16 protein-coding genes are annotated in these 14663 nt (G+C 31.9%); all 16 read right to left on the bottom strand.

What is annotated here, in order from left to right; all coding sequences use genetic code 11:
* Positions 1 to 168 precede the first annotated feature (168 nt).
* The 16 genes from RAH41_RS02525 to RAH41_RS02445 all read right to left on the bottom strand — a co-directional run bounded on the left by RAH41_RS02525 (position 169) and on the right by RAH41_RS02445 (position 14662).
* Positions 169 to 498 (bottom strand): carboxymuconolactone decarboxylase family protein, encoded by a 330-nt coding sequence (locus RAH41_RS02525; protein ID WP_331220368.1) that lies wholly within the window; start codon positions 496 to 498, stop codon positions 169 to 171.
* Between the two features lie 91 nt (positions 499 to 589).
* On the bottom strand, positions 590 to 1261 hold the full coding sequence (locus RAH41_RS02520; protein ID WP_331220367.1) for a Crp/Fnr family transcriptional regulator: 672 nt from the start codon (positions 1259 to 1261) through the stop codon (positions 590 to 592).
* A 538-nt stretch (positions 1262 to 1799) separates the two neighbouring features.
* On the bottom strand, positions 1800 to 2147 hold the full coding sequence (locus RAH41_RS02515; RefSeq protein ID WP_331220366.1) for a DUF4279 domain-containing protein: 348 nt from the start codon (positions 2145 to 2147) through the stop codon (positions 1800 to 1802).
* Positions 2113 to 2256 carry a DUF4279 domain-containing protein gene (locus RAH41_RS02510; protein WP_331220365.1) on the bottom strand — a complete coding sequence of 48 codons (144 nt, stop codon included), beginning with the start codon at positions 2254 to 2256 and terminating at the stop codon, positions 2113 to 2115. Before RAH41_RS02510 ends, RAH41_RS02515 begins: the two co-directional genes overlap by 35 nt.
* Positions 2257 to 2579: 323 nt before the next feature.
* Positions 2580 to 2825 carry a glycosyl transferase gene (locus RAH41_RS02500; protein ID WP_331220363.1) on the bottom strand — a complete coding sequence of 82 codons (246 nt, stop codon included), beginning with the start codon at positions 2823 to 2825 and terminating at the stop codon, positions 2580 to 2582.
* 169 nt (positions 2826 to 2994) lie between these two features.
* Positions 2995 to 3522, bottom strand: a complete 528-nt coding sequence (locus tag RAH41_RS02495) for a hypothetical protein (protein WP_331220362.1) — start codon at positions 3520 to 3522, stop codon at positions 2995 to 2997.
* Between the two features lie 156 nt (positions 3523 to 3678).
* Entirely contained in the window at positions 3679 to 4215 is a 537-nt protein-coding gene (locus RAH41_RS02490) for an SMI1/KNR4 family protein (RefSeq protein ID WP_331220361.1), read from the bottom strand.
* A gap of 434 nt (positions 4216 to 4649) precedes the next feature.
* Positions 4650 to 5387: a DUF4304 domain-containing protein gene (locus tag RAH41_RS02485; RefSeq protein ID WP_331220359.1), complete on the bottom strand. Its 738-nt coding sequence runs from the start codon at positions 5385 to 5387 to the stop codon at positions 4650 to 4652.
* A gap of 243 nt (positions 5388 to 5630) precedes the next feature.
* Entirely contained in the window at positions 5631 to 5876 is a 246-nt protein-coding gene (locus RAH41_RS02480; protein WP_331220358.1) for a cytoplasmic protein, read from the bottom strand.
* 482 nt (positions 5877 to 6358) lie between these two features.
* Positions 6359 to 6640, bottom strand: a complete 282-nt coding sequence (locus RAH41_RS02475) for a hypothetical protein (protein WP_331220357.1) — start codon at positions 6638 to 6640, stop codon at positions 6359 to 6361.
* 92 nt (positions 6641 to 6732) lie between these two features.
* Positions 6733 to 6942: a hypothetical protein gene (locus tag RAH41_RS02470; RefSeq protein WP_331220356.1), complete on the bottom strand. Its 210-nt coding sequence runs from the start codon at positions 6940 to 6942 to the stop codon at positions 6733 to 6735.
* 262 nt (positions 6943 to 7204) lie between these two features.
* Complete coding sequence (locus tag RAH41_RS02465) at positions 7205 to 7516, bottom strand: hypothetical protein (RefSeq protein ID WP_331220354.1); 312 nt, start codon at positions 7514 to 7516, stop codon at positions 7205 to 7207.
* A 210-nt stretch (positions 7517 to 7726) separates the two neighbouring features.
* Complete coding sequence (locus RAH41_RS02460; protein WP_331220353.1) at positions 7727 to 9151, bottom strand: aldehyde dehydrogenase family protein; 1425 nt, start codon at positions 9149 to 9151, stop codon at positions 7727 to 7729.
* Position 9152: 1 nt separating this feature from the next.
* Positions 9153 to 10517: a 4-aminobutyrate--2-oxoglutarate transaminase gene (gabT, locus tag RAH41_RS02455; RefSeq protein ID WP_331220351.1), complete on the bottom strand. Its 1365-nt coding sequence runs from the start codon at positions 10515 to 10517 to the stop codon at positions 9153 to 9155.
* A 169-nt stretch (positions 10518 to 10686) separates the two neighbouring features.
* Positions 10687 to 13884 (bottom strand): SNF2 helicase associated domain-containing protein, encoded by a 3198-nt coding sequence (locus RAH41_RS02450; RefSeq protein ID WP_331220350.1) that lies wholly within the window; start codon positions 13882 to 13884, stop codon positions 10687 to 10689.
* 139 nt (positions 13885 to 14023) lie between these two features.
* Positions 14024 to 14662, bottom strand: a complete 639-nt coding sequence (locus RAH41_RS02445; RefSeq protein ID WP_331220349.1) for a response regulator transcription factor — start codon at positions 14660 to 14662, stop codon at positions 14024 to 14026.
* Position 14663: the final 1 nt, after the last annotated feature.

Here is a 14663-nt window from a genome sequence, read left to right as displayed (position 1 = left end):
TCCCTTTAACCATTTGGCTTTCGGCCCGCAACCTAACTGTCTACGCTTAAAGACTAAAGTTAACTTTAGCCCTCCAAGACTCGCTACGAGTGAATGGCTAGTTCTTTCTCGACGGAAATCCCACCCGCTATATGATACGACCTAGGCTCGGCCGCACACGCATGTCATTCAATTCCCTTCCTCGAAAGCGATTAAAGAGTTAACACCATGAGCAAGAATTGCTCCTGCTCTAGTAGATGCTGCTACTAAAATAGCTTCAGTAACTTCCTCCATTGTACCTCCAAGTGCCTTATATTTTTTTATGTGTACTTCAATACAATACGGACAACCAGTAACATGAGCTACTACTATTGCAATTAACTCTTTAGTTTTTTTTAAAAGAATAGTCTCTTTCTCAAAGACCGTCTTCTCAAATTGAAAATAGGCGTTTGCAGCTTCAGGGCTTTTCTTTACTAACTGTGGAATTTTCTTTAAATTTTCTGGCTTATAATAAGTCATCTGATTTCCTCCTAGACTATAAATGTTTTGTGCATGAACCGATTTACATCCTTTATTCTAGGATTTTGATTTAATAATTTCAGTGACTTTATCACATTTCTTCAACTAGATCTTTTAATTTTTCTTTTTGAAGGATAAAAATTTTATCCCGTTTCTGTTGAATCCATCCATTTCTTTCAAAATCTTTTAATGTTCTACTGACTACTTCTCTTGCAGTACCCAAGTCTATGGAAAGAGATTGATGAGTAATATAAAGAAAATTGTCTGATGTTCCACTTGATTTTTGGAGCAGCAAGTCGGCCAACCTTGAATTTAATGGCTTAAACGTTATATCCTCAATAAGATTCGCAACTGTTTTTAATCTTTTTAAAAATAAACGATGAATATATGTATTTATTTCTTTATATCTATATGTCCATTCTCTAAATAATTGCGCAGGTAGAACAAATAGCTCGGTTTCCTTTTCTATTTCCGCGATAGCTTCATATCCTGTCTCACCTAAAACGCTTGCTAACATGATAACACATGTGTCACCACTTCTTAATCGATACAATGTTAACTCTTTTCCTGATGGACTTATTTTATAAATTCGAATACACCCGCTAAGTACAAAAGAAACATGTTTAAAAATATATCCTTCCTCAATCATTTCACGAACAGGTAGTGTCGTTATAAACCCACTGCTATCATTCCATTCATGTATTGGTATTTCTCTGAAAAAGGGAAATTTATTATTAATCATTTCGATCTGCTCTTTTTTCAAAAGATAACCTCCTATCCATTACGAAATATGGCCTTGTTCAACTTAACTGCAAATACTAATATAAAAAGCAGCCAATGGCTGCCTCGATCTTCAACTAGCACATGCAATAGTTAAAGCAATTTTGTAATTTAAATTTTTTAGGTCTGTCATTAATGGAATTTCTTCTAATTTGTTGATCTAAATTTTGGTCATATTCTTTATCAATTCCTTTTGCTCCAGATTTCTTCTGAAAATAATATCCTACAATTATCCCTAATAGACAAAGACCCCAAAATGTATAGCCTAGCCAAGTCATATTAATAACCTCTTTTTTAGATTTTTAGTCATTTTACTACTTTTATTTTATTCCACTTAATTCGAAAAAGTCCTTGTCTTAATGAACTATACTGCCATTATGTTGAAAAAGAAAAAGCCACCGTTATTGGCAGCTGCTATTCAACTAATGCATGCGTTAGCCATCCATGAATCCTCGGATCCACAACAGTGAATGGTAGTTTATATCATACTCCCATGGTAGTTGAACAGCTTTTGTACTTTTTCAGTCATCACAATCACTCTCATATGGATTTGCATATAAGTCTATTTCTATTGATGCTCCAATCTTTGAACAGAAATTAATGACTTCTTGATCAAAACCTATTGCTGGGCAATATCCATTTTCTATAATTGGAACTTGCTTAAGTATAAACTGACAATCATATTTCTTTTTAATCGTTATTAATTCATTGATTTTGTTTAATAGTGGTGCGATTATTTCCTTAGCCTGTTTACTAGCATCTAATGTCTCAACATAATCTGTTCTAAATTGCCAACATGTATAAGCTCTAAACCGTCTTTTTGTTGATATTATTTTAGGATTGCTTGTTTGTTCTTTTAATCTCTTCACCTTTAATAAAAGAATTAGTTGGATTAATACCTAATAATTCAGTTACATATTCTATCGGAAAGTCATCGCCTTTTATCTCAAAATACGTCATTACATTTGTTTGATCCATATTTCCTCCCAATGATGTTCAACTCTCGCATGCATTAGTTGAACAAGCTAAATTAATTTCTCTAATTTACTATCTAAAGAAATATTTTATAGCTTCTAAACGAATATTGCCATGACATTGTACACAACAATATAAAAGCTTCCTATTCTCCTTGTATAACTTATATTCCTTACTACCTTCGTATAATCTAAATTCCTTTTTACAACAAAAACAAGTTACATCATAATAAAACATTTTACATCCTCCTAAGATGACACATTTGTTTTAAGGCAATATGAATACATTCTTATAGTAGGTGAACTTTATTTACTTATTGAAATTACTTATTTCTGTATGTATTTAGTAACCCAACACCAAATAATAAAAATACTAATCAGCATATATGAATGAATAAAACCATTTAATATTGGAACATATTCACCAGTTGAGTTTTTATTAGAATAAATCACATGTACTGATTTATATGCTAATGGTGTGCTTACTAAAATAACTAAAATCCCTATAATTAAAAACTTAATTTCATTTTTTATAAAATTCTCATTATTATTTGCGCGCAACATTTTTTCCATAATTTAACAATTTTAACTCCATATATTCTATAAAAAATTCGTTTATCCTCTAACCTTCTGCAACCCAATCTGCAATTTTACTAAAAAAAGAACAGCCAAAGGCTGCTCTCTCTTCAACTAACGCATGCGTTAGTTGAACAAGGAAAATCATCTTATTGATTAATTTAATTCAAATTTCTTCTACGTTGCATCTTATTTGATAAAATTTCTGTATTAATGGATGCGTCTCAAAATGAATATCCAAGTTCTTCAATGTTCTTTTACCTATTCTAATATCTAACATTCCAAGTGATTGAACAATTACACTCTTTGAAGTTAACACGTCTTCTATTGAATAATTAGGATAACGAGTTAAAATATCATACACATAATCAACATTAAATATATTTCTCTGTTCTAAAATATAATTTGAGAACTCTCCATAGCTTACTTTCCCTACAAACTCAGGAAAGCATTCATATAATGAATCTGGGTATGATTTACTTGATCGATTATTTATTTCTTCCCAGAGTTTATCGTGTTCCATTAAATATTGTGCTGATGAAGCGTTAAAAATCTCTTTATTATCTAAAGTAATCCATATCCTTCTTTGATCTCCGCGATCATTTCTATAACTTGTTGAATAGATACTAATTCGATTTTTCAGCTTCTCACAAATAAGATTTTCTACTAATTTTTTTGTTGTTGTCCAACGCATATATATTTCATTACTCCTGTTTTTTATTCCCTATACATTTATTATACTACGGTTTTTAGATAACCGTACTGAACTTAACTGACAGATAGCATAATAAAAAGGCTGATCAACAGCCTTCATGATCTTCAACTATTGCATCCGTTAGTTGCATAAGTATTATTTTTCATTATTCATTTCCTTTAAAAATTCGGGATCAATCCATATTTCTTCAACTTCATATCCTTCTAAATCATCCGCATCTGTAATATCTTCTTGTATCATATTTAAAAATTTATTAAATGATGTTGCTATTAAAGATAGGTTATTTAATTGTATTTTACCTTCTTCAAACATCAACTCTTTTTCATGATTCCAGAAATAAACGTAACCATATTTCTCCTCACTTAAATTTAGACAAATAATATTACCGCCTACATCACTTGCAACAGCCACACATCCTTTTGGAATCCTTCCATAGAATGTTTTATAACAAAGCAATAAGTCATTATAAATATCTAAGTCAGTACCAAAGAAAATAGATAAGATAAATTCAGGTGCTTCTTCTGATATAACTATATTTTCTTCTGGAATTCCACCATTGTATTTTTCTAAAAACTCTATGTATTCGTTCGGAAATGAAAGGCATAATTCATTTTCTAACTGATCAATCATTTTTTTGTTAAATTTATTGGTATTTGGTTTAATAGAAATCAAATTATCCTCTCCAATCTAATTTAATACTATTTTATCAGTACTCCTAATTCAACTATACTACCAGATACATATATAAAAAGCAGCCAATGGCTGCTCTTGATCCTCAACTAACGCATTCGTTAGGATAATCTCATATTTCTTTCTTTTTATAAAAGCCTTCTAAATTTTAAGACCTTAATCTCATTTATTGGTTTGTTAATTTCAATTGACAACTCAGATTTAATAAGCTTATCCAATTCAGATTCATTTTCTGTATGCAACTTCTATTATAGAGCTTCTATTAAAGTTTTCTACTATGTAATTACGACCGTTCCAATTAAACAACCTATATTTGACTTCTATTTTCATTTCATCACCTCTCTAATCATTTCGACAAAGAGAAATTTTAATCCTTTTATTTCAAGAACCACAACTAACGCACTGCGTTAGTTCAATTATATATTTTTAAATACAAATCCATAATCCTTCAGGATCTTTCTTGATTTCTGACGATTCGTCTCGACAAGATTATCGAGATAGTTTATATTTTGTTCTGCAATTGCCTTTTTAATATCCGTCCACAATTGTAATTCGCCTTGTAGGTATGCTTGAAATTCTTCCTCGCTTTTAAAATCATAGACACCGTCCTGATAGTTAGAAGTGATTGCATCCACATTTTGTTTCCAATACGCTTCGACTCCCTTTAAAACTTCTGAATAGTTTCTTAGCTTTAAATTAATCATCATTCTTTCATGACCGAGATAAGAATATTTTCCGTATCTATTCATTTCATACTGTTCTTCAAACGACAAGTAGTCTTCTTCCGTTTGAACTGATTCAAAAATAGGTAATACTCCTTTTTTAAACTGCACGACACATTCATCCACGACTTCTTTTATGCTTTGAAACTTAAGTGGGTGATAATGAAATTCGCCCGATTCATATTCGACGAAATCATATAACCTATAATTGCCTTCTTTTAAAAGATCCTTATCATTATTTCTTGAGAAAGGAAGAATACCAATATTTAAGGTGAAGTCGAATGGAGATTTTTTAAACGTGTTAACTGTTTGTATAATCTCTTCGTTGATTACGCGTAGGAAGAGAGATCCTTTCAATTTAAATCCTAAAGGTAACAGTACTTCTTTAAACTTTTCTTTGTAAACGTTTGTAAGAGTAGCAGTTAATTTCAACTGAATTCACCTTTCTAATCGAGATTGTTACAACTAAAAAAGTAATAATTTCAACTATTTTTATAATAATTATATCATTCCTTATTAAACTATACTGCCATTTACTTCATTAAAAAAACGAGCTGCAAGCAACTCGTTTTCTTCAACTTATGCATGCGTTAGCCATCCATGAATCCTCAGATTCACAACAGTGAATGGAAGTTTATATCGCACTCCCATAGTAGTTGAATAAGAGATTAAATATTAAAACATTTTTTTATTCATTCCAATTAAAAACTGCTCTGTAATTGGAAACCCAGAACTCTCTCCAATAACAGAATCTATTCCACAATAAGGACATACTGCAGTTTTTTCATTATCCCACCACTCATTAATTTCAGTAGGGCTATAAATTTTTAAACAGTAAAAACAACCACAGATACTGTCCTTCTCTAACTCTGTCCTATGGTAACTACTAAAACGATGTGCTTCTTTATATTGATTCTCCATTCCAATTTCTCCTCATTTTATATAAAAATATTATATTCTTGCTCAACTAACGCATGCTTTAGCTTAATAAGGTTTATTAATTTTCAACAAAAAACAAAATTGAAAGGGTTATAAAAAACAATGAAAATATCAGTAGAAGGATTCTTTTTAAGATGGTCGGTGATTTTACTAAAATAGAATTTAATATACCTTCTACAAGTGTAGTCCCGCCTTCAGTTACAGATGAATCTATTTTTTCTTTAGGAGCGAATAATGAAAATAATACCCCAAATAACCCGATATTAATGACTATAATAGCTGTGACCTTTATCTTTACCGCCTCCTAAATACGTAAATAATCTAGCATAATTATACCATTCCTTATTGAACTAAACTGCCATTTACTTCAATAAAAAAACGAGCTGCAAGCAACTCGTGTTCTTCAACTATTGCATGCGTTAGTTCAATAAGGACTAGAGAATACCCATTAGTACTATTAAAGTTTATTGTTCAATAAATCTAATAACAGGAAAGTCTTTCCCTATTTCAGTTATTACTTTCTCTGTTAATTCCTTACCTTGCTTATTATGTAAATCCATCGGTATCTTCTTATATTCTTTAATCCAATTAAATAACTCATCTATTAGTTCATTTGTCAGAGAAAAATCATCAATGTCTAAATTAAAGCCACAATCATTACACCAGATAGGGTCTGTATAAAAGTCTGCTTCGATTTTTAGTGAGGTATGTTTACAATTTCTGCCTTTTAGCCACTTTATTACCATATGTTCACCTTTCATTTTTCCTTTATTTTTTATATATTATATTGAATTGAAATAACGCAACGCTTTAGTTGCATACATAAAATATTCTTCCGCTATCTTTTTCGTTTTTCAAACCTCATTTGAAATTTGTTAAACATTTTTATTCCAATGTAACCGTCCAATACTGCAATTAGTAATGCAATGATTATCATACTTATTCCAGTATTATCAGCCGTAACAATCGGTTTGAGTATTCCAAAAACAATAGATAAAAGGATAGGTAGAGTAATACCAAGCCAAACAGCAGGAAAAATAATAGCCATATTTATCACCTTTTTTTAAAATATTTTATCCTAGCTTAACACTATTTCTTATTGAACTAAACTGCCATTTAGTTTAAGTGAAAATATTCACATTCCTTTCTAGAATTTTTGCTATTTTAAAGTTTTGTTCAACAATCTGGTCCAAAAATGAAAAGTAAGCTCAAATCCTCTTTTAGGAAATCAAAAATAATCATTTCGGAAGAGGTTGAAGCAGTTTCAGCAATACTTAGCGAGTAACACTTATTCAACCCATTAACCGACTTCATGGCATAATTATGGAAAGGTGTCCTAGTTCATGAACAAGAGTTAACACATTTAAAAAAGTACCACTAAATGTCATAAATATTCTTGATTCACCTGTTAGTGGAAAACCAGCACAAAATGGAATAGCGGATTTATTTGGACGATTTTCAAATTCTACCCAACCTTCATTGAAAGCTTGCCTAACGAAAGCTTCTAATTCAGTTCCAAACTGACTAAAATGTTCCGTAATAAGTGTAGCAGCTTCCTCGAATTTTATCTCTTGATTACTTTTTGTAACGGTAGCCCAAAAATTACTAGAATCGCCTAACAAGACAGCTTTTTGCTTTAAGTAATCTGAGAAAGGTTGTTTATACTAATTGATCACTGTCCACATAAAAATCCATAAATAACAAGAGACATTGATTTTGTAAATTTCAACAAATCTACCCATGGGTTGAACAAGGGGCACCTTCCAAAATACCTATTTATCCATAAAAAAAAGACTTATCATCTTTAAACATGATAAGTCCTTGCAAAAAAATTAAAGTTTAATAGAGACTAATTTCATTTCAGTCATCTCTTGTATTGCATACTTTATGCCTTCTCTTCCATAACCGCTTTCTTTTACGCCACCATAAGGCATTAAATCAACTCTAAATGTAGGAACATCGTTTATTAGTACGCCACCTACATGTAATTTTTTAGTAGCATATAATGCTCTTTGTAAGTTGTCTGTATATACACCAGCTTGTAATCCGAATCGACTATTGTTTACTTCATTTATTGCTTCATCAAACTGTTCATATGAATTGATGACGACAACTGGACCAAAAATTTCCTTACAAGATACATCACTACTATTCTTTACGTCTGTTAAAATAGTTGGTTTATAAAGACGTTCATCTTTTTTATCTCCACCAGTTACTAGATCGGCTCCATCTTTTATCGATTGCTTAACCCATTCATCTATTCTAGTAACATCTTTTTTAGAGATAAGCGCACTAATATCCGTTTGAATGTCTAATGGAGAACCTATATTTAATAATTCGGTAGCTTTTTTCATCTTCAAAAGGAATTCATTATAAAGCGTATGATGAACAAAAATTCTCTGTAATGAAATACATACTTGGCCGTTGTAAATAAAGGCTCCCCATACACAACGATTGATTAATTCGTCAGTTAGCTTGACTCCTTCATCGATGATCAACGCTGAGTTTGAACCTAGTTCTAAAGTTACCTTTTTTAATCCTGCTTTGCTTTTTAATGAGATGCCTACTTCCGGACTACCGGTAAATGTAATTGCTTTTACTTCAGGATGTTTAACCAAAGCATCGCCAATTTCGGAACCCTTTCCAGTAATCAGATTAAACGCACCTTTAGGTAAATCCGTTTTATCAATCATGTCTGCTAATGCAATCGCAGACAGTGGCGTCTGACTAGCCGGTTTTAAAACAATCGTATTTCCTGCAGCAATGGCTGGACCTACTTTATGTGCTACTAAATTAAACGGGAAATTAAACGGTGTAATTGCGCCTATTACACCAACTGGCTCTCTGACTGTATAAGTGACTCGACCTTCGCCACCTGCTACTGCATCAAGAGGGATTGTTTCTCCGTATATTCTTTTTGCTTCTTCAGCCGCTATTTTATAAGTTGCAATCGTTCGATCAATTTCACCTAAAGCAGCCTTTAAAGGTTTTGATGCCTCTAATGCTAAAATCTCAGCAAGTTTTGAACGGTTTTCTTTAAACTGGTCAACTAATTGCTCTAAAATGACACTTCTCTCATATGAGCTTAACTTTTCCATTTGAGTTTTCGCGTTATTAGCCGCTCTGATCGCTTCTTCCAAATCCTCTATCGTTGCGATTGGTATTTCAGCTAAAACTTCACCAGAATGAGGGGCAATAAGATTCTCATGTTTAACCCCTTGAACCCATCTTCCATCTATATAAAATTGTTTTTTCATTCTATTTCACCTCAGTTACAAGCTGGCTAGCAACTTGATGTATTGATTGTTTTATAATATCCAGTCCTTCATCCAATTCCTCATCAGATATAATTAAAGGCGTTAAGAAACGAAGAATATTACTATGAACACCTGCGCTAAGAATAATGACTCCATTTTCACAACATTTTTTTGTTAATGCTGCAACAAACTCTTTTGCTGGTTGACCAGAAGTGGGATCTATAAATTCGATCCCCACCATTGCTCCTAGTCCTCGAATATCATAAATAATTGAAAAATCATTTTTCAATTGACCAAAAAATGATGTAATTTTTTCACCAATAGTCCTAGCTCGGATCCATAATTTCTCATTTTCAATTTTTCGAATCACCTCGAGCGCTGCTACACATCCTAAAGGACTTCCGCCATAAGTTCCACCTAGTTCACCTGGTGATGCTGCATCCATTATTTCAGTACGACCTGTCACCGCACTTATTGGTACACCCGCTGCGATGGATTTTGACATCGTGATTAAATCTGGTTCTATTTCAAAAATCGTTGATGCAAATAATTCACCCGTTCGCCCAAATCCTGTTTGTATTTCATCCGCTATAAACAAAATTCCATGTGATTTACAAATATGATATATTTCTTTTACGAATTTCTTTGGAGGAACAATAAATCCGCCTTCTCCTTGTACTGGCTCCATAATAACAGCAGCCACTTCTTCTGGGGACACGTCTGTTAAAAGAAAATCCTTAAATTGTTCTATACAAAAATTAATATATTCTTCTTCAGATAACTCTTTTGGTCTATTTGATAAATAAGGGAATTTAGCTTTATATGTAGCTGGAGCAAATGGTCCCATTTTATATTTATATGGTTTTACTTTACTAGTTAAAGACATTCCTAATAAAGTTCGCCCATGAAATCCTCGAGTGAACGAAATAATTCCTGAACGACCAGTGTATTTCCTCGCAATTTTAACGGCATTTTCAACGGCTTCAGCACCGCTATTTAATAGAATTGTTTTTTTGGAAAAATCCCCAGGCGTTATTTCAGTTAATTTTTTAGCTAAATCAATATAAGATTGATACATACCGACATGAAAGCATGAATGGATTAATCGCTCTGATTGATTTTTAATCGCTTGTACAACATTCTTTGGAGTATGTCCTACATTTAACGTTCCAATCGCTCCAGCAAAATCTAATAATTTATTTCCATCAACATCCTCAACGATCGTACCGTTTGCTCTTTCTACAAAAACAGGTGTATTATTTCCAACTCCATTTGGAACAAACTCATTACGTAATTCAATGAGTTCTTTTCCTTTTGGTCCTGGAACTCCTACTGAGACATTAACAAATTTTCGATGATTACTCATGTTAACTCTCCCTCTCATAAAAATAATTTCATTTCAATCTATAAAATTATTATATAATTAGCTTCATTATTAATATACTCGCTTTCAACCATTTAAGAATGAAATAAAACTAAGCCAAGGCATTTTTCGAGGGAAAGGGAAAAGCCACTCTAGGCGAGCGGCAAATAGTTTAAAACATTAATAATTCGCGAATGTCTTCTTCAGTTAAATTGAATGAAGGTTTTCCATTCGTTTCAATAATTTCTCCGATTAATTGTTTTTTCTTTTCTTGTAGTTCATTCATTTTATCTTCAATCGTTCCTTTAGCGACTAGCTTGATCACTTGTACATCATTCATTTGACCGAAACGGTATGCTCGATCTGTTGCCTGGTTTTCAACTGCAGGATTCCACCAATTATCATAAAGAATAACAGTATCAGCTCCAGTTAAATTGAGTCCTACTCCTCCAGCCTTTAATGAAATTAGAAAGAAGTTATGTTCACCAGCATTAAATCGATTGCATATAGATAGACGTTCTTCTGAAGGAGTTTGTCCATCTAAATAAAAAAATTGTTCTCCCATGATTGATAGTTCTCTACCGATTAAAGCTAACATTTTCGTAAATTGAGAGAATATCAATACTCTTCTACCGGCCATTTTTGATGCCTCAATTAGTTGAAATAACTGTTCAAACTTAGCTGAACTGCCTTCATAACCATCTATAAACAAAGCCGGATGGCAACAAATTTGTCTTAAACGTGTTAAACCGGCTAAAATTTTAATCTGATTTTTGCCTAATGTAAATTTATCCACGGCTAAATGCTTTAGTGTGTCGTGTCGTAGTTTTGCTAAATATGCTGCATATAATTTTTTTTGTTCTGGTAACAATTCGACAGATTCCTTCGATTCGATTTTCTCAGGAAGTTCCTTTAGTACATTCTCTTTTAATCTTCTTAATAAGAAAGGTCGAACTCTTTTAGAGATTGTTTTCCTAGTCAGATTGCTAAATTCCTTTAGCCCTCCAAATAATTCAGGAAAAACTACATGATAAATTGCCCAAAGTTCTTCGAGTGAATTTTCAATTGGTGTACCAGTTAATGCAAACCGTTGATTGGCATTTAACTTTTTTACAACTTTTGCTGTTTGAGTAAAAGGATTTTTAAAATTCTGCGCCTCATCAAAAAAAACTGTATGAAACTTTTGCTTTTCGTACCACTTTATATCATTTCTTAACATCGAATAAGAGGTAATTAATACATCGATACCTGCTAGTTCTTTTTGTATATTCAACCTCTCATTTTTATTTCCATCAATAACTAGTGCTTGAATATCCGGTACAAATTTGAATACTTCGCTTAACCAGTTATACGTTAATGCGGTAGGACAAACAATTAGGACTGGTGTATTAAATGAACGGATTTCGTTTAAAACGGATTGAATATAAGCAAGGCTTTGAATTGTTTTACCTAATCCCATATCATCCGCTAAAATTCCTCCAAATCCGAATTTTGCTAAATTCTTCATCCATTTGTATCCAAAAATTTGGTAGTCTCTTAACAGATTTTTCAATGTTAATGGTACTTCTTCTACTACTTCATTTGGATTGATTAGATTCTCATAAAAATGATGCAAACGATCTTCCATTTTAAATAAACTAGTTTCTTCCGTTGAATCTAATAAATATAGACTATTTTTTATCGGTAAATTTAATACATTTTCATAATCAAATTCTTGCTCAGGTACTGCATTTAAAAATCGCCTGATTTCTTGTAATTCTCTTGATTCAAGTGAATATAAAGTACCATCATGTAACCGATAATATTTCCGTTTCTCTTTCAGTGCTAATAGTACTTCTTTGATTTGTTTCTCAGGAATGTCTAATTCAAATTTAAATTCCAACCAATTAGTCCGTTCTCTTTTTAAATTGACGCGTATTTGCGGTTTTTTATTTTCTTTAAAAATTCTATTTCGAACCGCTGTCGTTGCATAAATTTCAGTAAGTTTTTCAAGTTTCGGTACTATATTTCTTAAAAACTCGTATTCAAGTTCTTCATTTTGTAAGAAATAACCGCCTTCTGTTTTTGAAAAAGAACTATCTTCCATTAATTGTAAAATTTCTAATTCTTTCTCTTCATCTCTCATTAATGTTTTACTAAGTTGAATTTCTCTTTTATCTAGCGGATTAATCACGATGCGATCATAATGAAATTCAAGCCCTGCTAGTAATTTATTTTTTATTCGATCTAAATATAGTTTTGCTCTTAACGGGATTTCTGAATATTGGTTTGATAATAATGTAGGTAATTGTACCTTCCCAAGCTTTAATAGTCCTGGGACTACCTTCTCAACATAAAGATGAATTTGATCTGCTGGGATCTTTATTTTTTCAGTTGCTGTGTTTTTAAATATTTGTTTTAACTCAACAAGTCGATTAAATTCTTCTACTTTAAGCTCATAAATTCTTCCACGATATAAGACTGTTGAATAAGCTTCCAATATCGTTAATTGCTCAATTCCTTTTCCAGTTAAAAAGTATTGGCCATCTACATGCTCAATTTTAAATTCCAATGGTAATTTATCTTCTGTAAATGAAATTCCTTTAAATGGTATACCGTTTTCAATTATTTTGACGTTTTCTGAAACAGTTAATAAATGAATGAATTGGCTCCAGACTAACGGAGAAATGAACAAGTATTCATTTTTCTCAGTTTGTTGATCATTAAACATTTTTTCATCATCTAACAACTTTATTAAAAGTTCCCAAATACGATTAACCTCATTTTGGACACAATGTACATTAGAATCAAAAATGAAATCAGCTGAAATTTTACATGGTTTCCCTTCTTTTAAATCCATTAAAAAATTTCGGAGATTTTCTACTTTCTTTTTTCCAAGAGCCATAGTAATTCCAAGGATTTTATAGCCTTCACTCATTTCAACGACTTCGCAAATAAACTCAAAATCAATTATTTGTCGATCGTCAAAATGTTTTAATTGCCCGCTTTTACGATGTGTTTTATCGTGAAAAAGTTCTAAAATACCGTTCGACCTATTTAAATTGGAGCTTTCTATAAAAACCTCTATTTCTGAAGGATGATCCTCTTTTTTCTGACGTTCAAAAATCGAAATTAAAACTGCTGCTATATGTTGACAATCCGTTTTAATTGAAGCAAGTTTAGGGCAAGTGCACTTACAATAAAAATCACCATTTCCTTCTCTTAGAATATGAACGGTAAAATCTTCATTCCCTATAACAGTAGCTGTACAATCAACTTCATTATATTTTTCGATTTGTACTTTATTTGCGCGATAAAAAGAGTCACCCCTTTTGAAGGAGACTGTACCGCAGCGTTCTTTTATGATTTTATGATTCAATTTTATCTTCAATGATCTGCTCCCTCCTAAATAAATAAAACGAATATAACTATCTTACCATTAATTAATTATTTATCTAAAATATTGCTTCAAATCTACTTAATAAAAATAGAAAAAAGAAGCCATTTTTGACTTCTTTTACTAAATAAATTTATTTTTGTTCTACAATTCCATGTCTAAAAGCATAAATTACTGCCTGAGTACGATCGACCACTTCTAATTTCGTTAAAATATTACTAACATGCGTTTTTACCGTTTTTAATGAAACAAACAAAGTATCGGCGATTTCTTGATTTGATTTACCTTCAGTCATTAAATGAAGCACTTCTTGTTCTCTAGCCGTTAAATCATCATGCAATTCACGTTGGGTAGATTTCCTCATTCTATTCATCATTTTCCCAGTTACAACTGGCTCTAAAACTGAGCCACCTTGATGTGTCGTTCGAATTGCATTAGCAATATCACTCGCTCTTGAAGTTTTCAACATATAACTAATTGCACCTGCGTCAATTGCTGGATAAACATTTTCATCATCAATAAAACTTGTAACAATGATGATTTTTGCTTCTGGCCATTTTGAAATAATTTGTTTCGTCGCTTCAATTCCATCCATAACTTCCATAATTAAATCCATCAATACAATATCAGGACGTTTTTCTAAAACAAGTTCTACGCCTTCTTTTCCATTACTTGCTTGACCAACCACTTCAATATCAGATTGAGTACTTAAATATGTAGAAACACCCATTCTCACCATCTCATGATCATCAACTAACACGACTTTGATCACA

The organism is Gottfriedia acidiceleris, from assembly GCF_036421055.1.
In the GTDB taxonomy this organism is placed as follows: domain Bacteria; phylum Bacillota; class Bacilli; order Bacillales; family Bacillaceae_G; genus Gottfriedia; species Gottfriedia acidiceleris_C.
Note: the sequence above shows the minus strand (reverse complement) of the source record. Positions and strands in the feature narration are given on the sequence as shown.